Origin of the sequence: Chlorobium sp. N1 (assembly GCF_004332115.1) — a bacterium.
In the GTDB taxonomy this organism is placed as follows: Bacteria; Bacteroidota; Chlorobiia; order Chlorobiales; family Chlorobiaceae; genus Chlorobium.
In genome coordinates this window covers 117,569-138,627 of record NZ_SJPA01000003.1, presented here as the reverse complement: position 1 = coordinate 138,627, position 21,059 = coordinate 117,569, and the positions used below count along the sequence as shown (strand labels likewise).

15 protein-coding genes are annotated in these 21,059 nt (G+C 63.1%); 7 read left to right on the top strand and 8 right to left on the bottom strand.

What is annotated here, in order from left to right; genetic code table 11:
• The first annotated feature begins 65 nt into the window (after positions 1 to 65).
• The 6 genes from E0L29_RS06020 to bchE all read left to right on the top strand — a co-directional run bounded on the left by E0L29_RS06020 (position 66) and on the right by bchE (position 13,512).
• Positions 66 to 2,474: a TonB-dependent receptor gene (locus tag E0L29_RS06020; RefSeq protein ID WP_131356272.1), complete on the top strand. Its 2,409-nt coding sequence runs from the start codon at positions 66 to 68 to the stop codon at positions 2,472 to 2,474.
• 216 nt (positions 2,475 to 2,690) lie between these two features.
• Positions 2,691 to 6,494: a magnesium chelatase subunit H gene (gene bchH, locus E0L29_RS06015; protein ID WP_131356269.1), complete on the top strand. Its 3,804-nt coding sequence runs from the start codon at positions 2,691 to 2,693 to the stop codon at positions 6,492 to 6,494.
• Positions 6,495 to 6,575: 81 nt separating this feature from the next.
• The gene (locus tag E0L29_RS06010; RefSeq protein ID WP_131356266.1) at positions 6,576 to 6,989 is read left to right on the top strand and encodes a hypothetical protein; all 414 of its coding nucleotides are present in this window, start codon (positions 6,576 to 6,578) and stop codon (positions 6,987 to 6,989) included.
• A 127-nt stretch (positions 6,990 to 7,116) separates the two neighbouring features.
• Positions 7,117 to 10,962: a magnesium chelatase subunit H gene (locus E0L29_RS06005; protein ID WP_131356263.1), complete on the top strand. Its 3,846-nt coding sequence runs from the start codon at positions 7,117 to 7,119 to the stop codon at positions 10,960 to 10,962.
• Between the two features lie 52 nt (positions 10,963 to 11,014).
• Positions 11,015 to 11,713 carry a magnesium protoporphyrin IX methyltransferase gene (gene bchM, locus E0L29_RS06000; RefSeq protein ID WP_131356260.1) on the top strand — a complete coding sequence of 233 codons (699 nt, stop codon included), beginning with the start codon at positions 11,015 to 11,017 and terminating at the stop codon, positions 11,711 to 11,713.
• 158 nt (positions 11,714 to 11,871) lie between these two features.
• Positions 11,872 to 13,512 carry a magnesium-protoporphyrin IX monomethyl ester anaerobic oxidative cyclase gene (gene bchE, locus E0L29_RS05995; protein ID WP_131356257.1) on the top strand — a complete coding sequence of 547 codons (1,641 nt, stop codon included), beginning with the start codon at positions 11,872 to 11,874 and terminating at the stop codon, positions 13,510 to 13,512.
• Between the two features lie 79 nt (positions 13,513 to 13,591).
• Here bchE and E0L29_RS05990 read toward each other — a convergent pair whose 3' ends face one another.
• From E0L29_RS05990 to E0L29_RS05980, 3 genes are all read right to left on the bottom strand, one after another.
• Positions 13,592 to 14,011: an Hsp20/alpha crystallin family protein gene (locus tag E0L29_RS05990; RefSeq protein WP_131356253.1), complete on the bottom strand. Its 420-nt coding sequence runs from the start codon at positions 14,009 to 14,011 to the stop codon at positions 13,592 to 13,594.
• Positions 14,012 to 14,106: 95 nt separating this feature from the next.
• Positions 14,107 to 15,030: a DUF4438 domain-containing protein gene (locus tag E0L29_RS05985; protein ID WP_131356250.1), complete on the bottom strand. Its 924-nt coding sequence runs from the start codon at positions 15,028 to 15,030 to the stop codon at positions 14,107 to 14,109.
• 11 nt (positions 15,031 to 15,041) lie between these two features.
• Positions 15,042 to 15,782: a hypothetical protein gene (locus E0L29_RS05980; protein ID WP_131356247.1), complete on the bottom strand. Its 741-nt coding sequence runs from the start codon at positions 15,780 to 15,782 to the stop codon at positions 15,042 to 15,044.
• 134 nt (positions 15,783 to 15,916) lie between these two features.
• On the opposite strand from E0L29_RS05980, the gene E0L29_RS05975 reads away from it, so the two are divergent.
• Positions 15,917 to 17,266: a peptidoglycan DD-metalloendopeptidase family protein gene (locus E0L29_RS05975; protein ID WP_131356244.1), complete on the top strand. Its 1,350-nt coding sequence runs from the start codon at positions 15,917 to 15,919 to the stop codon at positions 17,264 to 17,266.
• A gap of 28 nt (positions 17,267 to 17,294) precedes the next feature.
• Here the strand turns inward: E0L29_RS05975 and arfB are convergent, their stop codons facing one another.
• The 5 genes from arfB to E0L29_RS05950 form a co-directional block, all read right to left on the bottom strand.
• Positions 17,295 to 17,687, bottom strand: coding sequence for an alternative ribosome rescue aminoacyl-tRNA hydrolase ArfB (gene arfB / locus E0L29_RS05970; protein ID WP_278248903.1), 393 nt, complete (start codon positions 17,685 to 17,687; stop codon positions 17,295 to 17,297).
• 8 nt (positions 17,688 to 17,695) lie between these two features.
• Complete coding sequence (locus E0L29_RS05965) at positions 17,696 to 18,292, bottom strand: HAD-IA family hydrolase (RefSeq protein WP_131356237.1); 597 nt, start codon at positions 18,290 to 18,292, stop codon at positions 17,696 to 17,698.
• 150 nt (positions 18,293 to 18,442) lie between these two features.
• Positions 18,443 to 18,652: a cold-shock protein gene (locus E0L29_RS05960; RefSeq protein ID WP_131356233.1), complete on the bottom strand. Its 210-nt coding sequence runs from the start codon at positions 18,650 to 18,652 to the stop codon at positions 18,443 to 18,445.
• Positions 18,653 to 18,842: 190 nt separating this feature from the next.
• Entirely contained in the window at positions 18,843 to 19,802 is a 960-nt protein-coding gene (locus tag E0L29_RS05955; protein ID WP_131356230.1) for a WD40 repeat domain-containing protein, read from the bottom strand.
• An 85-nt stretch (positions 19,803 to 19,887) separates the two neighbouring features.
• The gene (locus E0L29_RS05950) at positions 19,888 to 21,024 is read right to left on the bottom strand and encodes a glycosyltransferase (RefSeq protein WP_131356227.1); all 1,137 of its coding nucleotides are present in this window, start codon (positions 21,022 to 21,024) and stop codon (positions 19,888 to 19,890) included.
• Positions 21,025 to 21,059 lie beyond the last annotated feature (35 nt).

Sequence of the window (21,059 nt, the reverse complement as noted above, 5' to 3'; positions counted from 1 at the left end):
GGACGCTGACGATGATCCGCTGCTGATGTACAGGGGTTTTTCCAACAACCATACCACACACAGCCATGAAATCAACCAAGACACGGGCAGGTTCGTTCGCCCGTATCGTAACGGCAGCATGGTGCATGCTGGCGTTCCTGGTACCGATGACCGCGTTTGGCGCGGACACGGGAACCATCAAGGGAAAGGTCACCGACAGGGCTGACGGGGAAGGCGTCTACGGCGCGACCGTCACCGTAGGCGGCACCACCCTCAGCACCGCGACGGACATGGACGGCAACTTCACCCTGAAGGGCGTCCCCGCAGCAACCCAGAAGATCTCCGTTTCCATCGTAGGCTACGCGCCTGCGGCCCAGGCAGTCACCGTCGGCGCCGACGCGACCGCGACTGCCGAAATCTCCCTTTCACAGACCACCATCATGGCCTCCGAGGTCGTGGTCGGCGCCGCCATGTACGGCCAGGACCGCCTCGACGTGCCCGTGACGGCCAACGTGGTTACCAGCGAGCAGATCAAGGAAGAGCCCAACCCGACGCTCGACTCGGTCGTCGACGGCGTTCCGGGCGTGGTGGTGTCGCGCGCTGGCGGTCAGACCAGCAGCTCGCTCCAGATCCGTGGCTCGAACGTCTACCAGGGCGGAGGAATCGGCACCAGGGTGAATGCTTTCTATGACGGATTCCCGATTAATGCCCCCGAGTCCGGCGAGATCGTCTGGCAGACGGTCAACATGAACGCTGCCGACAAGGTGGAGGTCCTCAAGGGCGCCGCAGCGACCCTTTACGGCTCAGCAGCCATGGGCGGCGTGGTCAGCGTATATGGGCACCTTCCCGAAAAAGAAGAAATCATCGCTGGTTCGAGCATCGGATTCTATGATGCGCCTCCGTCCGACGATCAGAGTGCCTATCGTGAGAGCTATACTCCGGTCTTCTGGAACAGCTATGTCGGCTACGGCAACAAGGATGGGAAATGGCGTTACAACATCCTTTACAGCCATAGCGATGACAACGGGTACAGGGAAAACACCGACAGCTACCTGAATGACCTGAAGATCAAGGCTCGGTACGACATCGACGCAACCCAGTACCTGCAACTCAGCGCGTTCTATAATGCCACGGTGGGTGGGTATGGTAGAAACTGGCCATATGATACTGACATGACGGGAGCGATTACGGCCACACACCCTGAACTCGCTTATGACATTAATAACGCAGCCTATTATGGCGATGACAGCACTCTGAGGAAAAACGCTCTTGTCGGCTTGAACTATGTCAAGATGTTCAGCGACAACATCTCTCTGGACACAAAGCTTTACTATACTCACAACGGCACTCGCTATGAGTACAACCCCACAGCAGAGACGGAGTATCTGTATCCGGGCAGTACCGTATCGAAAGCACCCGGAGCATTCAACGAGACCTATTCCGACAGGGTCGGCGCAGGAACAAAGCTTGACTGGAAAGTCAGCGATGCTCACCGCCTCCTCTTCGGTGTGGACGGCAACTTCACCAATGTAATGTCGACGCAGGTCACGGCCACCACTCCGGTCACAGGCGTTCTGAACGACATCCAGGAAAGCAATTTCGCAAGCTTCCTGCAGGATGAATGGAAAATCACCGACCGCCTGACGTCCCTCGCATCAGTCCGCTACGACTGGAACGGCATCAGCGATGACATGGTTGGAACCACCCCCATCCAGAACAAATCGGTTGACGCTGTAAGCCCTCGCGTAGCATTGAACTACAAGGCAATGGACGACATGAGCTTCCGCGCCTCATGGGGCAGGAGCTTCAGGGCACCCTCGCTCTATGAGCGGTTCGTTCGTGAAGGTGGATTTGCGACACTGACGCCGAACCCTGCCTTGGATAAGGAGACTATGACCGCATGGGAAGCCGGCGTTTTCAAGCAGTTCGGCGAACGGGTTGCCCTTGATATCGCAGGATTCATCAACAACTACAAGAACCTGATTGAATCCACATCTTCTGATGGAACAACCTTTCAATACGAAAACCTCACAAAAGCACGCATTTGGGGTATCGAAACTAACCTAAGCATCAAACCTGTCGATGAGGTGAATGTCAACCTGGCATACACCTACATGAATGCGAAAAACAAATCGTATGACCCCAATACCGCATTAGCCAGCGTAAAGGACAATCCCGACCCCGACTGGCTCGCCTACCGCCCGGAGCACACCGCCTCGGCCAGCACGACCTGGAATGCAACCAAGGCCCTCGCGCTCAATGTGAACGGCCGCTACGTCAGCAAGTACAAGAACATCAACATGTACAACAATGTTGCCGGAACAAACTACCCCGGCGACTTCGTGGTGTTCAACGTCGGCGCGAAGTACAGGGTGAACGACAACTTCACCACCTCGCTCGTCTGCAACAACATCAACAACACCCAGTACGAGGAAGTCGCGTGGTTCCGCGCCCCCGGCCGCAGCTACGTGCTCGGCGTGGACTTCTCCTACTGAGCGATTCCCCTCCCGGGGAACCATCGGGCGCACTGCGCCGTTCATTACAGCCAGCTCCCTTCCGGGGGCTGGCTTTTTTTTGTGTCCAGAAGCACTGATTGCGTAATTGAGCACCCGAGCCGCACGGCACAGAACCGGTTAGCATTCATCAAGCCTTTTTCGTACATTTACCAATTCGTTACGTACCACCTTTCAAGCACATCTTCCGTTATTCTTATGCCCAGTAAGATCAGAATCGCAGCAGTCGTCGGTATGGAGCAATGCAACCAGCGGGTCTGGCGAGAGGTCAGTGAGATGATCTCAGAGCACGCCGAACTGACCCAATGGACCGATCAGGATCTCGAACACCAGAACCCGGAAGCGGGCGAGGCCATCCGCAACGCGGACTGCGTCTTCACCACGCTGATCCAGTTCAAGGGGCAGGCGGACTGGCTCGAGGAGCAGCTGAAGGCCTCGAAGGTGAAGACCGTCTTCGCCTACGAGTCGATGCCCGAGGTGATGCAGATGACGAAGGTGGGCAACTACATCGTCTCCGGCGACGGCGGCGGCATGCCGGACATCGTCAAGAAGGTCGCCAAGATGCTCGTGAAGGGCCGCGACGAGGACGCCCTCTACGGCTACATGAAGCTCCTAAAGATCATGCGGACGATGCTCCCCCTGATTCCGAAGAAAGCCAAGGATTTCAAGAACTGGATGCAGGTCTACACCTACTGGATGCATCCGACCGCGGAGAACCTCGCCGGGATGTTCAACTACATCATGGCCGAGTACTTCGAGGTGGGCGTGAAGGCCGAAAAGGTGCAGGAGGTCCCCACGATGGGCTTCTACCACCCCGACGCCCCCGAATACATGAAGGACCTGCACCACTACGAGAAGTGGCTGCATAAAAAAGACAAGGCATCCGCCAAGCGGCGCAACATCGCGCTTCTCTTCTTCCGCAAGCACCTCCTGCAGGAGAAGGAGTACATCGACAACACCATCCGCGCCATCGAGTCGCGCGGTCTGAACGTCCTGCCGGTCTTCGTCATGGGCGTCGAGGGCCACGTCGCCGCCAGGGAGTGGTTTACGCACGGCAACGTCGACATGCTGGTCAACATGATGGGATTCGGGTTCGTCGGCGGCCCTGCCGGCGCCACCACCCCTGGAGCCTCGTCGGCCGCGCGCGACGAGATCCTCACCAAGATCGACGCACCCTACGTCGTCGCACAGCCGCTCTTCATCCAGGACATCAACTCATGGAAGAAAGAGGGCGTCGTGCCGCTCCAGTCGGCCATGACCTACTCGCTGCCGGAAATGGACGGCGCGGTCTGCCCGGTGGTGCTCGGCGCCATCAAGGACGGAAGGCTCCACACCGTGCAGGACCGACTCGACCGGCTTTCGCTCCTGGCAAAGAAGTTCTCGGACCTCCGCCAGCTGCCCAACAGCGAGAAGAAGGTCGCCTTCGTCGTCTACGACTATCCGCCCGGCATGGGCAAGAAGGCCAGCGCCGCCCTGCTCGACGTGCCGAAGAGCATCTACCTCATGCTGCAGAAGATGCAGGCCGAGGGCTATAACGTCGGCGAACTGCCGGAGTCCCCGGAAGCGATGCTCGAGATGCTCGACCGCGCGACCGACTACGAGATCCAGGCCCACGAGCCCGACAGCTTCTCGATCGACCGCGAGGTCTTCAACCGCATCACCACCGACCGCGAGAGAGAACGCATCGAGGGCCGCTGGAGCGGGTTCCCGGGCGACATCGTCCCCGTCGGCACCGACAAGCTCTTCATCGGCGGCGTGCGCTTCGGCAACGTCTTCATCGGCGTGCAGCCGCGCCTCGGCATCCAGGGCGACCCGATGCGCCTGCTCTTCGACAAGGAGAACACTCCGCACCACCAGTACATCGCCTTCTACCGCTGGATCAGCCGCGAGTTCGGGGCCAACGCCATGGTCCACGTCGGCATGCACGGCACCGTCGAATGGATGCCCGGCCTGCAGCTCGGCGTCACGGGAGAGTGCTGGCCGGACGCGCTGCTCGGCGAGGTCCCGCACTTCTACATCTACCCGATCAACAACCCGAGCGAAGCCAACATCGCAAAGCGCCGCGGCTACGCCACCATGATCTCGCACAACATCCCCCCGCTCGCCCGCGCCGGTCTCTACAAGGAGCTGCCCGCCTTCAAGGAGATGCTCAGCGACTACCGCGAGCGCGGCCTCGAGAAGATCGTCGACGTCGAGACCGAGGAGGCCATCATCCAGAAGGCCCAGCAGCTCAACCTCACCGACGACTGCCCGCGCTGCGAGGGAGAGCCTTTCCAGGAATACATCAGCCGACTCTACACCTACATGATGGAGCTCGAGGGACGTCTCATCTCCAACTCGCTGCACGTGTTCGGAGAGACCCCCCACCTCGACACCCAGGTCACCACCATCACCGAGTACCTGAAGGTGCGCGGCAACGAACGCTCGCTGCCCTCCGTCATCCTCCAGGCGATCGGCGAGAGCGCCACCTACGGCGACTACGCGACACTTGCCACCAGGGCACGCAAAGGCGAAGCCGAGGCGCTGAAGGTGCGCGAGCGGGTCGACGGGCACACCCGCGACTTCATCGCCGGAACCATTTTCGAACGCGGCAACCCGGCTACGGTGTTCAGCACCCTGACCGGCGGCGGCCAGGTCTCCAAGGAGATGGCCGAAGCCATCAACGAGTCCCTGAAAGAGGGCCAGGCCATGAAGAGCGCCCTCGAGGACAACAGCGGCGAAATGACGAGCTTCCTGCACGCGCTCTCCAGCGGATACCTCCCCTCGGGACCCGGCGGCGACCTCGTGCGCGACGGCGCCGGCATCCTGCCGACCGGACGCAACATCCACGCCATCGACCCGTGGCGCATCCCCTCCGAGCTGGCCTTCAAGCGCGGCAAGCAGATCGCCGACAGCATCATAGCACGCCACGTCGAGGAGAACGACGGCGAGTACCCCGAAAGCATCGCCCAGGTCCTCTGGGGCCTCGACACCATCAAGAGCAAGGGTGAGGCGGTCGCCGTCATCATCCACCTGATGGGCGCCGAACCGGCCTACGACGCGCAGGGCAAGATCAGCCACTACCAGCTGATCCCGCTCGACAGGCTCGGCCGTCCCCGCATCGACGTGCTCATCCAGATCAGCTCGATCTTCCGCGACACCTTCGGCGTGCTCGTCGACCACCTCGACAAGCTGGTCAAGGACGCCGCGAAAGCCGACGAGAGCCATGATATGAACCACATCAAAAAGCACGTGGACCTGGCCATGCAGCAGGGCGCCGACTTCGAGGCCGCGACCTCCCGCCTCTTCACCCAGGCCCCGGGCGCCTACGGTTCCCAGGTCGAGGAGCTCGTCGAAGACTCCGCATGGGAGTCCGAGCAGGACCTCGACGACATGTTCGTCAAGCGCACCGGCTTCGCCTACGGCGGCAACCGCTACGGCGACCAGCAGACCGACATCCTGAAAGGGCTGCTCGGCACGGTCGACCGCGTCGTGCAGCAGGTCGACTCCGCAGAGTTCGGCATCTCCGACATCGACCGCTACTTCTCCTCCTCCGGAGCGCTGCAGCTCTCCGCACGCCGCCGCAACCCGAAAGGCGACAGCGTGAAGCTCAACTACGTGGAGACCTTCACGGCCGACGTCAAGATCGACGACGCCGACAAGGCGCTGAAGGTGGAGTTCCGCACGAAGCTCCTCAACCCGAAATGGTTCGAGACCATGCTCGAGCAGGGCCACAGCGGCGCGACCGAGATCAGCAACCGCTTCACCTACATGCTCGGATGGGACGCCGTCACCAAAGGCGTCGACGACTGGGTCTACAAGGAGGCCGCCGAGACCTACGCCTTCGATCCGAAGATGCGCGACCGGCTCATGAAGGCCAACCCCAAGGCCTTCAAGAACATCGTCGGCCGCATGCTCGAAGCCAGCGGACGCGGCATGTGGAACGCCGATCCCGACATGATCGACAAGCTCCAGGAGATCTACAGCGACCTGGAAGACCGACTCGAAGGCATCGAGGTATAAGCCGCACACCGGGCCCCCAGAGAGGGGCCCGGTTTCGTTTTTAGCGGCGGCCATGGTATATTGGACGATAAATCCGCATTCATGCCGAACCGCAACCCGAACATCTTCAGGAGCGCCTGGCGCCTCTTCGAGGTCCTCCTCTTCTTCATCGTCTCGGTGCTCGGATTCGGCCTCCTCTTCAAGACCAGCGGCTTCGGCTCGCGCTCCAAAGAGAAACTCCGCCAGCAGCATACGGCCGCCGCCGCCGTCCATGAAAGCCGGCTCACGGCGCTCGCCGCTGCGTTCGCGCCGTTTGAACGCGGCCGCACCCTACTCCCGGAAGTGCGCGCCGGGCAGGATGAAACCGCTCCCGCAGCCCTTTCCGCAACCGCCTTCGATCGCCCGGCCATACTTGCGCCGCCGGCCCCCGCACCACTTGCATCCGCGCCCCCCTATTCCGCCCTTCTTGCCCTTCCGGCGAACCTCCTGCAGGAGAACCCGGTACTCCTCATCTGATACCCTTCCCTCCGCTCCATCCGCAAACGGCACCGCCCGCGGATGCGCGGCATCCAGAGATCCATACGCCAGAGAACGTGCAGGCCGGGCGCGACCGACATTTTTTGATTTAGCCTAAGCAGTACCTATGCATTTCGTATTCCTGACCATGGAGGCCACCAACAACGGCACGCTGAAGGCGGCCGCAGGTGAGCTGAACCGCAAGTACGGGACCGGACTCGAAGTCTCGGTCTTCAGCCTCGGCCTGCACAACAGCCCCGAGCTCTGGGAGAGGCTCCGCCGCACGTTGCCGGAGGCGGACTTCGTCTTCGGCTCGATGCTCTTCAGCGAGGAGATCGTGCGCCCGCTCGAAGCGCTGCTCGACGGACTCCGGTGCCCGGTCTGCATGATCACGAGCAACCCGGCGCTCGTCGGCCAGACCCGGCTCGGCCGGTTCTCGCTCAAGAAGCAAAAAAAGGAGCATGAAGGCCCCCCCGGCATCTTCAAGCAGTGGGCCGACAAGCTCAAGCCGAAACACAGCGGAGGGGAGAGCCAGCGCCAGCTGGCGCTCGCGCGCAACGCCAGCCGCATCCTCAAGCACCTCCCCGGCCGCGCACGCGACATCCATACCTTCATCGCCGCGCACCAGTTCTGGCTGAACGGATCGCAGGAGAACATGGAGCGGTTCCTCTCACTCCTCATCGAGCGCTACGCCGAAGGGTGGAAGGGCCGGCTGCCGCAGGAAGACCCCATCTTCTATCCCGACACGGCCCTCTTCCATCCCGACTCGCCGGAAGAGTTCGAGAGTGCCGCCGCATTCCTCCGCTGGCAGAAAAAGCACCGGCCGGAGCTCACGAAAGGCCCGGTCGCCATCCTCACGATGCGCTCCACCGTACTCGGCCGGAACATGGACCATATCGAGCACCTGCTCCGCACTTTTGAAGCCAGAGGCATCAATACCTGCCTCGCATACAGCGGCGGTCTCGACTGCCGGCCCGCCCTCAACCGGTTCTTCCACCCCCGCATCCCCGGCGCCCTGCGCCCCGTCCTGCTCCTCAACGCCACCGGGTTCTCGCTCGTCGGCGGGCCGGCGGAGAACCATGCGGCCGACGCCGCCGAAGCGCTCCGCGAGCTCGACGTCCCCTGCTGGAACCTCATCCCGCTCTCCTTCCAGCCGGTCGAACAGTGGCGGAAGGGCAGCCTCGGACTCACCCCGCTGCAGACGGCGCTGAGCGTCGCCATCCCCGAGCTCGACGGCACCGTCGAACCGCAGGTCTACGCCGGTACTGAGGCCGGAAGCGACCGATCCATACCGCTGAAACCCGAAATCGAGCTCATCGCGGGACGCGCCGAACGGTTCCTCCGGCTGAAGGCGACGCCGAACGCCGGCAAGAAGGTCGCCATCGTCCTCTTCAATTTCCCGCCGAACCTCGGCAACGCCGGTACGGCGGCCTTCCTCAATGTCTTCGAAAGCCTCCGCCGCCTGCTCGTGAAGATGGATGAGGAGGGCTATACGGTCGAGGTGCCCCCGTCGGTCGAAGCGCTGCGCGACCGGCTGCTCGAAGGCAACAGGCTCATCCACGGAACGGACGGAAACGTCGGCGGCGACCTCTCACTCGAGGAGTACCGCAGGCTCTTCGGAGCCTACCACGAAATCGAGGCGTTCTGGGGCGACGCGCCGGGCGAGATGCTCAACAACGGCCGGCAGTTCCATATCCTCGGGTGCCGGCTCGGCAACGTCTTCGTCGGCCAGCAGCCGAGCTTCGGCTACGAGCGCGACCCGATGCGCCTGCTCATGGCCAAGGACGCCGCGCCGAACCACGCCTTCGCCGCCTTCTACACCTGGCTCGAGCAGAAGTTCGACGCCGACGCAATCGTCCACTTCGGAACCCACGGGGCGCTTGAGTTCATGCCCGGCAAGCAGGTGGGGCTCGGCGCCTCGTGCTGGCCGAAACGACTCATCGGCACGCTGCCGAACTTCTACTGCTACTCGGTCAACAACCCGAGCGAAGGGGCCATCGCCCGCCGACGCGGCATGGCCACCCTCCTCAGTTATCTCGCACCGCCCCTCGAAGAGGCCGGTCTCTACCGGGAGCTGCGCAGGCTCGGCGACCTCGTCTCGAGCTGGAGGGCGGCCCCCTCCGACGAACTCCTGGATGAGATCCGCGAGCTCGCCCGCACGGCCGAAATCGACGCCGGCGACGAGGAAGCTCCCGCCGAGACTTTCGTCACCCGCCTCTCCGGCGAACTCTACCGGATCGAGGAGCGCATGATCCCGCTCGGCCTGCACATCATGGGCGAGGCGCCCTCGCCCGACAGCCTCACGGACCAGCTCGCCCTCCTCGCCTCGCACCCGCAGCCCTCGCTCGCGGGCAAGTCCCTCCCCGAACTCGTCGCCGCGCGCCTGCGGCTCGACTACCCCACGCTCGAGGATCGGATGGAGGACGACTTCGAATCGCAGGCGGCGTGGCGCCGCATCCAGGCCGTCTCGCACGAAGCGGTCCGGCGTTTCGCCGGCAACATCAGCGAGTCGGCCGGAAACGGGCGGCAGTTCACCGCCGCCGAACTGCTCGAAGGCAGCCTGGCGGTCCGCGCGGCTGAAGCCGACGCCTATCTCGCAAAAGAGGCCGGGCTCCGGCCCGCCGATACCGAGGCGCTCTGGAGCTTCCTGCAGCGGGTCATGCTCGGTCTCGCCCGGAACACCGAAATCGAATCCCTCCTCGCGGCGCTCGAAGGGCGCTACGTCCTCCCCTCGCCCGGCAACGACCTCGTGCGCGACCCCGAAGTGGTCCCCACGGGACGCAACATCCACAGCCTCGACCCCTACGCCATGCCCTCCCCGCAGGCGGCCAAAGCGGGCCGGCACTCTGCGGAGGAACTGCTCCGCTCCTACCGGGCGGAGCACGGCGAGCTGCCCGAATCCGTCGCGCTCGTGCTCTGGGGCACCGACAACCTCAAGAGCGGAGGCGAGGGGGTGGCCCAGGCGCTCGCGCTCCTCGGCACCCGCACCCGCACCGACGAGCTCGGCAAGATCGCCGACGTGGAGCTCATCCCGCTCCCGGAGCTCGGCCGACCGCGCATCGACGTGGTGATGACCGTGAGCGGCATCTTCCGCGACCTGCTCTCGGTGCAGGTGCGCCTGCTCGACCGTGCGGCGCGCCTTGCCGCCGCAGCAGACGAACCCGGAGAGCTGAACTTCGTGCGCCGACACGCACTCCAGGAGATGGAGGAGCGGGGCTGCAGCCTCGAGGATGCCTCCAACCGGGTCTACTCGAACGCCCCCGGCAGCTACGGCGCCAACGTCAACCACCTCGTCGAAAGCAGCTCGTGGGAAAAGGAGGAGGAGCTCGCAGAGGCCTTCACCTCGAGGAAAGGGTTCGCGGTGACGCCGTCGGGCGAGTGGGCCGAACGGCCCGAAGCGCTCCGCTCCGCCTTGAAGTCGGTCAGCCTCACCTACCAGAATATCGACAGCGCCGAAATCGGCATTTCGGATATTGACCATTATTATGAGTATCTTGGCGGTGTATCCAAGACGGTCGAGCGCCTCGGCGGGAAAAAACCCTCCGTCATGGTGGGCGAGAACTCCGGCAGGGGCGGCAGGCAGCGGATCACCTCGCTTGAAAAGATGGTGGCGCTCGAATCGCGCACGAAGCTCCTCAACCCGAAGTGGTACGAGGCGATGCTCGGCCAGGGCTACGAAGGGGTGCGCGAGATCGAGTCGCACCTGTCCAACACCTACGGATGGAGCGCGACGGCTTCGGCCGTGCCGAACTGGACCTACACCGAAGCGAGCAGGACCTTCCTCGAGGATGCGGAGATGGCCGCGCGCATGAAGGCGCTCAACCCGCACGCCACGATGGCCATGTGCGGCCGGCTCCTCGAAGCCAACGCACGGGGATTCTGGGAGACCGGCGAGGGGACCCTCGAAACGCTCCGGGAGCTCTATGCCGACCTGGAATCGCGCATCGAAGGCGCCGATGGCCCCGTGCACTGACTGAAAAGGAAAACGAAACCATACAACCATTACAACCCGTAACACCGACATCATGAGCAGCACCTCTTTCAATGCCGAGGAACACAAGAACATGCTCCGCACCTACTTCAACGGCCAGGGCTACCAGCGCTGGGCGTCGATCTACGGCAGCGACAAACTCTCCACCGTCCGCAATACCGTCCGCCAGGGCCATGCGGTGATGATGGACCGCGCGTTCGCCTGGCTGGAAGAGCTCGGTCTCCCGAAAGGTGCGCACATCCTCGATGCGGGATGCGGCACCGGACTCTTCAGCATCCGTCTGGCCAAGGCGGGCTACCGGGTGACTTCGGCCGACATCGCCTCGCAGATGGTCGAGAAGACCAAAGCCGACGCCACCGCCGCAGGAGTCGCCTCGAACATGGAGTTCCAGGTCGAGAGCATCGAGTCGGTCAGCGGGAGCTACGACGCCGTCGTCTGCTTCGACGTCCTGATCCACTACCCGAGCGAAGGGTTCATCCAGGCCTTCGGGAACCTCTCGAAGCTCTCGAAAGGCCCCGTCATCTTTACGTACGCACCCTACAACAACATCCTCGCCTTCCAGCACTGGCTCGGCGGCTACTTCCCCAAGAAAGAGCGGCGCACGACGATCCAGATGATCAAGGACGAGCAGATGCGGCAGGCGATGCAGGGAGCCGGGATGGAGATCAAACGCAAAGAGAAGATCAGCTTCGGCTTCTACCATACCATGCTGATGGAAACGGAACACCGCTGAACGCGGAGGGCAGAGGGGTCGCCGAAAGCGTTCGGGATTTACAGAATAAATTGTAAATTTAGGGTTCATAGGAATTTTATCTGCCGGGCTTCGGCCCGTCCGACTGCAGCTAGCAATAGCGATTTCGTAAAACACACATACCTGGAGGGTGGATACCGATGAAAATTTTGATGGTTCAGCCTAATTATCACTCCGGCGGCGCTGAAATCGCCGGCAACTGGACCCCCAGCTGGGTGGCCTACATCGGAGGTGCGCTGAAACAGGCAGGATTCGACCAGATCCGCTTCGTCGACGCCATGGCCGATGACATGCCCGATGATCAGATCGAGGAGATCATCCGCGCCAACCGTCCCGACGTGGTCATGACCACCAACATCACCCCGTCCATCTTCAAGGCGCAGGACATCATGAAGATCGCCAAGAAGGTCGATCCGAAGATCCGCACCATCATGGGCGGCATCCACTCCACCTTCATGTACCCGCAGGTGCTGACCGAGGCGCCGGAGACCGATTACGTGATCCGTGGCGAAGGCGAGGAGATCGCCGTCAACCTGATCAAGGCCATCGCCGCCGGCAACGACCGCGAAACCCGCTCGGAGATCACCGGCATCGCCTACGTCGACGACGAGGGCAAGGTGTTCGCCACCCCGGCCCACCCCGTCATCGAGGACCTCGACTCCCTCACCCCGGACTGGAGCCTCTACGACTGGGACAAGTACATCTACACCCCGCTCAACTGCCGCCTGGCAGTACCGAACTTCGCACGCGGCTGCCCCTTCACCTGCACCTTCTGCTCGCAGTGGCAGTTCTGGCGCCGGTACCGCGCCCGCAGCCCGAAGCATTTCGTCGACGAGATCGAAGTGCTGGTCAAGAAATACAACGTCGGATTCTTCATCCTCGCCGACGAGGAGCCGACGATCAACAAGCAGAAGTTCGTATCGCTCTGCCAGGAGCTGATCGACCGCAAGCTCGACGTCACCTGGGGCATCAACACCCGCGTGACCGACATCATGCGTGATGCCGACCTCCTGCCGTTCTTCCGCAAGGCGGGCCTCGTGCACGTCTCGCTCGGCACCGAGGCTGCCAGCCAGATGAACCTGAACCGTTTCCGCAAGGAGACCACCATCGAGGAGAACAAGCTGGCCATCAAGCTGCTCCAGAAGAACGGCATCGTGGCCGAGGCGCAGTTCGTGATGGGCCTCGAGCACGAGACCCCGGAGACCATCGAGGAGACCTACCAGCTCTGCAAGGACTGGGATCCCGACATGGCCAACTGGACCATCTACACCCCCTGGCCGTTCTCCGACCTCTTCAAGGAACTCGGCGACCGCGTCGAGGTCCGCGACTACTCGAAGTACAACTTCGTCTCGCCGATCATCAAGCCGGACAACATGGAGCGCGAGGACGTGCTGAAGGGCGTGCTGAAGTCCTACGGACGCTTCTACGCCCGCAAGACCTTCTTCGGCTACCCCTGGATCAAGGATCCGTATGTGCGCAAGTACATGCTCGGCTGTCTCAAGGCCTTCGCGCAGACGACCCTCACCAAGCGCTTCTACGACATCGACCGCGTGAAAACCAAGAACCGCAAGCTCGAGATCGACCTCGGTTTCGACAAGTCGAGGATCCTCACCGAGGAAGAGGTGAAGAACCTCAAGGAACTGCGTCCGGAAATGGTCGCCGACATGAGCTTCGGCCTCAAGGAGGCGGGCTACCAGCGCGAGCACGACGAGCACGAATGGGACGAGTTCGACGAGTCGACGATCAAGGACCGCCAGGACTCCACCATCCGCAACTGCTGATCCTGCAGGACTGCGGAACAGGAAAAAGGAAAACCCTCCACTGCGGAGGGTTTTCTCGTTTCCGGCCGAAGAGGCCCTGCTACTTCACCGCGATCTCGGTACCGCGTTTCGGTTCCGGCTCCTTCTTCGGCACCCTGATCTTCAGGACGCCGTTGTCGTAGTGCGCGTCGATGTTCTCCTCGTCGACGTTGTCGCCGAGCGTGAAGCTGCGCGACAGGCTGCCCCAGCTGCGTTCGATCCGGTGATAGCCCTTCTTCTTCTCCTCCTCACTCTGCTCGCGCTCCGCATGGATGCAGAGCACGTCGTCCTCCATCTTGACGTGCACGTCCTCCTTCTTCATGCCCGGCATGTCGGCCTCGATGAAGACGGCGTTCTCGTCCTCGCTGACGTCGACCTTGAAGTCCGGGGCGACGATCGATGAGAAGAACGGCGACACGCGCTCGTTGAACACGTCTTCGAAGAGCTTCAGGGGATCCCTTCCGTACAGTTTCATGGCCATGAGACTCTCTCCTTTGTGATGTTGATGTTGCGATACGACTGCACAAGGGGGAAAAACCTATAACCGTACGGAAGCGGAAAAAATTCAGTCTCTTCTCACTTCCCCTTCCCGCGTTTCGGGCCTTTCGAGCCGCCCTTGAGCCGGGTGCCGAACCCGAGCCGGTCGGCGATGTTGGCCTCGGGATCGACGACAGGGCGGATGAGGGGCGACGCGGCGGTCATGAGGGTGGTGACGCCGGGCCCATGGCCCGCCTCGCGGCAGTCGCTGTGCACGACGATGCCGATGCTCACCGCGCCGCGCCGGTAGGCACGCCCGTAGCGGTTGTCGTGGTCCATGAGCGCGACGAAGTCACCGAGGCGGATGCGGTCGAGCCCGTACTCGGCGACCGTTTCCGGATCGCTCGTCATGATGTCGTAGTCGCCCTTCGCCACATGCGCCGAGCCGATGCCCGAACCCATGCAGACCGGAGGAACCAGCGTCGTCACCGGCACCTCGAGCACCCCGTCGGGAGCCTCTTTGATCTTCATCTTCCCGAGCAGGTCGGGATCGAGGTTGAAGAGCGCGACCTGGGGATGGCCGGTAAGCTGCAGCCCCTGGCCGCGGCCCCGGATGATGATGGTGTCGCTGTAGAGCAGCTGCTCCTTCACTTCGCGCGGGAAATCGACGATGACGTGCTCGGAGCCGCCGTGGTGGCCGAGCACGCGGCCCTCGGCGCCCTTGGCCTCACCGGTGGCCACTGTGGCGAGGTTCCCGGCGCAGGAGTAGATCTGCAGGCCCACGTTGGGGTGTTCGAAGGGCTTCTGGGTATCGGCCGTGCAGCTGACTCCCGGCTCGACATGGTCGCCCTGCCAGCCGAATGCGGAATCGCCGGCCTGGACATTGAGCGTGATGCCGCCGATGGAGGGGAGGATGAAGGGGACACCCTGGTGGTCGACCTCCCAGCTTCCGCGGGTACGCGGCTGGCCGGGGTGGCACTGGAGAAGGAATTCGACGAGGCGGTCTGCGTTGGTGTTGAGCATGGTACTGCGCTTTAGGGGTTGGCGGATGAAGAAGGTTCGGTATCGAAACCGGGGCGCTGGAAGGCCCGGGCGTCGGGAAAGACGAGCTCCAGCGAACGACGGAGCCGGTCGAGGTGCAGCAGGATCGAGAGCGTGCGGTCTTCCTTGCCGGGATGATCCCCGTAGAGGATGCTCCAGGCGCCGATCGAGCGGTCGATCGAGAGCAGGGCGATCTTGGCCGAGCCGTCGGAATCTCTCCCGGCCCCCGGATCCTCGCGCGAAAGGGCGTGGTTCCTGCCGTCGACGGCACGCACGACCTTCGCATAGATCAGGTAGCGGTAGTGGCGGATGACCTCGACGGCCTCCATGGAGCCTGAAACGGGCTTTTCCCGTTCCGCCTCCATAAACCACCCGTCGGCCATGCCGGCATAGGCGAGCGCCGCCCGGGAAGCGGGATGCTCCCTCGCGCTCCGCCGTGCGGGCGCCATGACCGGTTCCGGCGGGGCCGGGTCGGCACCCTCCCCCCGGCTATCCTCGGCCGCGGAAACCGCATCGCGGATCAGGCGCGAAGCGCGCTCCATCCCGAGGGCGAGCTCCTGCCAGAACGGCACGCCGAAGATGTCGAGCCCCTCGAGCGCCGTATGGCCCTCCGCCTTTTCGGAATCGAGGCGGAACTGGAGGCAGCGGGCCGTGAACGGGCATCGCCGGCACCAGCGGTCGCAGTAGTGGTAGATCCCCGGAATCATCCCCGGGCCTTCGCTTGTCGTCGTCATCCGCATCGCTCCGGATAAGGGTTCCCGCATCAAAAAGGCGCCGGGAGTTCCATGTGTGGAAATAAAATAGTAAATTACCGCAACCCCCAGAAATTACCGGCGCCCGGTGTGCCCGAGAGACCGAACGAGACCCTATGCACCTCCTCCATGAGTTAGTACGGAACATTTCAGCCTGGCTGACACCTATCAGAAAGAACACAACCCCCGCCTTCTGGCTGCCGTTCCTTGCAGGAACCCTCGTGGCGGTCTTTTTCGCCTACACCCTCATTCCCGGCTTCAGCGGCTACGTCGACGAGCTCGGCGTCACCGGTGCCTCGGAGACCGTCCGGATCGACGAGACGCCCCAGGAAACAGAGACGAACATCGAGAACCACACCGTAAAGTCCGGCCAGTCGATCTACACCATTCTCAGGGCCCAGGGCATCACTCCCCTTCAGATCCACGAAATCAGCCAGCAGCTGAAAGGCAAGTTCAGCCCCCGCTCGCTGCGGCCCGGCAAAGCCTACGAGACCGAAAAAGACCTCGACGGCACCCTCCTGCGCTTCTCCTACTACCAGGACCGCGCAACCGTGATCCATGTCGCCCGCGGAAGCGCCGAAGAGGCCTTCCACGCCGAAAAGGAGATGAAGGAGTACAGTACCCGCACCGTGGCGCTCGAAGGCATGGTCGAGCAGAACCTCTCCACCTCGCTCAGCGCACGGGGACGCGCCGGCCTGCTGCCAGGCATGAAGAAGCTGCTCTCCTCGCGCGTGGACTTCCGCCGCGACATCCCGCCCGGCAGCACCTACCGCGTCCTCTTCGAGGAGCAGTGGCTTGAGGACTCGTTCATCAGCAGCGGCAGGATCCTGGCCGTCGAGCTCACCCTCGCAGGCACGACCTACAGCGCCTACCGCTACATGAACGCAAAAGGCGAAGAGGGCTACTACGACGAACGGGGCCGCTCGGTCGAGCGCATCGCGCGCTTCGCCGCACCCTGCCGCTACCGCCGGGTCTCCAGCCTGTTCGGCTACCGCGTCCACCCGATCTTCCGCACCCGGCACTTCCACGGCGGCGTCGACCTGGCGGCCCCGACCGGCACCCCGGTACGCGCCACCGCGGCCGGCAAGGTCATCTTCAAGGGCCCCAAGGGCGGAGCCGGCAACATGATCACCCTCTCCCATCCCGGCGGGTACCACTCGCAGTACCTCCACCTCAGCCGCTACGCCGTGAAGACCCGCTACGGAGCGAGGGTCAAGCAGGGCGACATCATCGGCTACGTGGGCTCGACCGGCAACTCGACCGGCGCGCACCTCGACTTCCGCATCATCCACAACGGCAAGCACCTCAATCCGCTCACCCAGCTCAGGAAGACCTCCTCGAGGATCGTCGTCAAGGCCGAGATGGCGAACTTCCTCGCCGAGGTCAGCCTCCTGAAGGCCAAGCTCGACGACCGCAGCATCCTCGTGGCAGGTTCAGGCGAGACCACGAACGCGCCGCTCATGTAACGCCCCCGGTTCGGGGTAAACGGGGCGGCTACGGCCCCTCGACCTTCCCCCTGAGCGCTTTCTTTTCCGAGCGGCGCCCTTTCTCCTCCAGCCTCCTGAGGCCCGAGCTTCTCGTCTTCTTCGTCGGCTTTCTTTTCACCGGCTCATCGGCAACACTGTCTATCAGCAGCTGCAGCCGCTGGAGGGCGTCCTCCCGATTCTTCTCCTGGGAGCGGTAGCGCTGGGCCTTCAGCACAAGCACCCCGTCGCGTGATATCCGCCGGTCCCTCAGCTGCAGGAGCCGCTCTTTCACCCCATCGGGGAGCGAGGAGGCGGGGATGCTGAAGGAGAGGTGCACGGCCGTCTCGACCTTGTTGACGTTCTGCCCTCCCGCACCGCCGGAACGCATGAAGCGAAGCTCCACCTCCGAGGGATCGATCACAAGCCGGCTCACCCTGCACCTCCGTCGAGTGCCCGGAGCGCTTCGGGCCAGGAGGTGAAGCAGTGGCTCCGGATCCCCGCCTCCCCGGCAGCCCGGCAGTTCTCAGCCCGGTCGTCGACGAGCGTGCAGCATGCGGGATCGAGGACGGAGTCTTGAAGCACGTGCCGGAATGCCTCGGGCGAGGACTTGAGGAAGCCATGGCGGAACGAGAGGCAGTAGCGTTCCCGGTCCCGTAGCGGGGGAACACGCTCCATGAGAGCGGCGAAGTGCAGGGGGTCGGTATCGCTCATGATCCAGATGCGGCTCCGTTTGGCGAGGGCGGCAACGCCTTCCGCCGCGCCCGGAAGCGGCTTGAAGATCCGCTGCCAGGCAAGCGCAAGCTCCCCTGCCGGCAACCGGCGGACCAGGGGATCGGCCGACAGGAGGGCGAGGAACGCCCCGGCGTCGATGCGCCCGGTATCGAAACGGGCCTTGAGATCCCCGGAGCAGTATTTCGCCAGAACCGCTTCGGCCGCGCCCTCGCGCGGAACCGCCACGGCCCGGGAGAACGACATGAAGTCGACCCGGACCAGCACGTTGCCGATGTCAAGAAGTATGATCTCCATACCAATATCGGGCCGTTCGGACGCACCGGAGCACCACCCCTCGCACTCGGGCGGGGGCACCTGCCGGAAACGGCCGGAGGCAGAGCGCCTCGACCGGTCCGGAATACGATAGTTCGCTGGGGGTGTGCTGCCGCTGCTCGCGGCTAAAGATCAAAGAGGTGTGACATTGGCCGCCTGGAGCCCTTTCTCGCCCTGGGTGACCTCCATCGAGACCTTCTGTCCCTCGATAAGAGTCCTGCGTCCGCTACCGTTGATTGCGCTGTAATGCACGAACACGTCCTTGCCTTCGCCCTGCTGGATGAAACCGTACCCTTTCTCTTCGTTAAACCACTTTACCGTGCCTTCAACCTGATTGTCCATATGGTCCTCATGTGTTTATTGCCGGAAGATCCGGCGTTTCGACCGGGCGCGCCCATGCGACGCCCTTAACCATAATGTACGCACTCTCTTTTTATTCGAAAAGAGGGTTTTGCGCTTCGCCCCGAATATCGGTGTAGTATTTCACAAAAATATCGGGTGAAGCGCAGGAAAAGGATGGGAAAACAGCGAATCAGGGGGTTTCGGTAACGGCCCAGAGCTTGATTTTCCGGTCGTCGCTGCCGGTGACGATGGTCTTGCCGTCGGGCGAGATGTCGACCGACTGGACCTCGAGGACGTGGCCGCGGTAGGTATGCAGGAGCCGGCCATCGGCGACGTTCCAGAGACGCAGCGACTCGTCGTTGGAGACGCTGGCCAGGTATTTGCCGTCGGGGCTGAAGGCAAGGCCGCGCACGGCGTCCTCATGGCCCTCGAGCACGCGGACGACCGAGCCGTCTTCCGCATTGAGGATGCGGATTTTGGCGTTGCGGCCGGCAAGGGCGATCAGTGAGTCGTCGGGGCTGAAGAGGACGGCGTGCGAGAGGTTGTCGCCGGTCTCGTAGTTGGCGGTGTTCTTTCCGGATGCAACGTCCCATACCTTCACGACAGGCTCTTCGCCGCAGCTGACGATCTTCTGGCCGTCGTGGCTGTAGGCGAGGCACTCGATGTAGGACTTGTGGCCCCGGAACTGGCTCTTCTCGGCTCCGCTCCCGACATCCCAGATCCGGATGGTGGTGTCGCGCGAGCAGCTGGCGAGCGTTGCGGAGTCAGGGCTGAAGGCGACCATGCGCACCGCGGTGTCGTGCCCCTTGCAGACATGCAGACACTGGCCGCTTTCGGCGTCCCAGATCCTGACGGTGCTGTCGGTGCTGCCGCTGGCGAGACACCGGCCGTCGCGGCTGTAGTCGATGCACTCCACCCAGGTCTCGTGGCCCTTCATGGTATGGATCGGGCTCGAGGACTCCACGTCCCAGAGCATCACCAGCTCGTCGAATCCGCCGCTGAGGAGCTTCTTGCCGTCGGCACTGAACTTCACGCCGAGCACCCTGTCGAGATGTCCTTCGAGCGTCTTTATGAGATTGTCGTCTTCACGAACCTTCGGAAGCTCGAGCACCTCTTCCTTCTTACCGAACAGTTTTGATAGAAAACCCATGAGGCTGGTCCTTTTGAAATTGATTGAAGGGAAACGGCAGTGGAGGAATTTAAAAAAATTTATCGCCTTTGGCCAATCCGCCCGCTCAGGAAAATCGGTACCGCCTCCCCTTCCAGAGCGAGCCGCCCCCCCAGCGGGCCTGGTAGAGGGAATTGAGGGCGATGGCGATGAGAAGCGAGCGGGCCAGCGGGTCGAAAAACGCGAGCCGCAAAGGCTCCCGGAAACGCCGGGCGACCTGCACGCGTCCAAGGAGCACGAGGGCGATTTGCAGGAGGGGCAGCGCGAATGGGAAGAGGCCGTACTCCCCCGCAAGAAGGGCGTAGCCGAGGAATCCCCATGGGGCGACATGGAGGGCGAAGGTAAGGAGGACGAAGGCGAGAAGTCCGGCCGTACTGCTTCCAAGGCCGGCAAAGAGGTTTTTGGAGAACCCCTCCCAGACCTCTTTGAAGTTGCGGTACATCCGGCAGCTGACGGCGTCCGTGCCGTTGAAGGAGAGCACCCGCCCCCCGGCACGCTTCGAGGCCATGCAGAGCCAGACGTCCTCGACGAGGGCGCTGCGCACCGCCGCGTGCCCACCCAGCCGCTCGTAGAACGCACGGCGGAAGAGGATGAACTGCCCGTTGGCGAAACAGAATGCAGGGTTCGGGGAGGTGCGCACAAGCCGCAGCGGCAGGTAGCTCATGAGAACGACGTTGACAAGCGGGACGACGAGCCGCTCGGAAAAGGAGCCGAGCTCCTGACGCGGGGTCAGCGAGAGCATGTCGCCCCCTCCCTGGCCGAGTCCGCCGACCGCGCGGGATAGCGCATCGGGACGGTGCAGGGTATCGGCGTCGGTGAAGAGCAGCAGTTCGCCGGAAGCTTGGCGCGCCAGCTGGTGGCAGGCCCAGCTCTTGCCGTGCCAGCCCTCCTCGAGCGGCTCGCCCCTGAGCACGCGGAGCCGTCCGCCCGATTCGTCCTCGAGGCGGCACAGAATCGACGGGGTGGCATCGCTCGAGGCGTCGTCGAGTACGAGAAGCTCGAAATCCGGGTAATCCTGCAAAAGAAGTGAGCGGAGGCACGCCTCTATGGAGCGTTCCTCGTTGCGCGCAGGCACCAGCACCGACACCTTCGGCCCGAGCGTCCCGGCAGGGGGAAGGAGGGGCAGCTCCCGGCGGTTCGCCAGCTGGATAGCGAAAAAGAGGAGGAGGAGGCCGAGGACCAGCGGCTGGTAGAATTCAGGCATGCGCAAGGATAAAAAAGGCCGCCCGTCGGGGCGGC

What these genes read in the sequence shown, in the direction of transcription:
- E0L29_RS06005 (WP_131356263.1), top strand. Translation starts at nt 7,117, where the DNA reads ATGCATTTCGTATTCCTGACCATGGAGGCCACCAACAACGGCACGCTG.
- E0L29_RS05960 (WP_131356233.1), bottom strand. Translation starts at nt 18,652, where the DNA reads ATGGACAATCAGGTTGAAGGCACGGTAAAGTGGTTTAACGAAGAGAAA.
- E0L29_RS05950 (WP_131356227.1), bottom strand. Translation starts at nt 21,024, where the DNA reads ATGCCTGAATTCTACCAGCCGCTGGTCCTCGGCCTCCTCCTCCTCTTT.
- E0L29_RS05965 (WP_131356237.1), bottom strand. Translation starts at nt 18,292, where the DNA reads ATGGAGATCATACTTCTTGACATCGGCAACGTGCTGGTCCGGGTCGAC.
- E0L29_RS06020 (WP_131356272.1), top strand. Translation starts at nt 66, where the DNA reads ATGAAATCAACCAAGACACGGGCAGGTTCGTTCGCCCGTATCGTAACG.
- E0L29_RS06010 (WP_131356266.1), top strand. Translation starts at nt 6,576, where the DNA reads ATGCCGAACCGCAACCCGAACATCTTCAGGAGCGCCTGGCGCCTCTTC.
- E0L29_RS05955 (WP_131356230.1), bottom strand. Translation starts at nt 19,802, where the DNA reads ATGGGTTTTCTATCAAAACTGTTCGGTAAGAAGGAAGAGGTGCTCGAG.
- E0L29_RS05985 (WP_131356250.1), bottom strand. Translation starts at nt 15,030, where the DNA reads ATGCTCAACACCAACGCAGACCGCCTCGTCGAATTCCTTCTCCAGTGC.
- bchH (WP_131356269.1), top strand. Translation starts at nt 2,691, where the DNA reads ATGCCCAGTAAGATCAGAATCGCAGCAGTCGTCGGTATGGAGCAATGC.
- E0L29_RS05990 (WP_131356253.1), bottom strand. Translation starts at nt 14,011, where the DNA reads ATGGCCATGAAACTGTACGGAAGGGATCCCCTGAAGCTCTTCGAAGAC.
- E0L29_RS05980 (WP_131356247.1), bottom strand. Translation starts at nt 15,782, where the DNA reads ATGACGACGACAAGCGAAGGCCCGGGGATGATTCCGGGGATCTACCAC.
- E0L29_RS05975 (WP_131356244.1), top strand. Translation starts at nt 15,917, where the DNA reads ATGCACCTCCTCCATGAGTTAGTACGGAACATTTCAGCCTGGCTGACA.
- bchE (WP_131356257.1), top strand. Translation starts at nt 11,872, where the DNA reads ATGAAAATTTTGATGGTTCAGCCTAATTATCACTCCGGCGGCGCTGAA.
- bchM (WP_131356260.1), top strand. Translation starts at nt 11,015, where the DNA reads ATGAGCAGCACCTCTTTCAATGCCGAGGAACACAAGAACATGCTCCGC.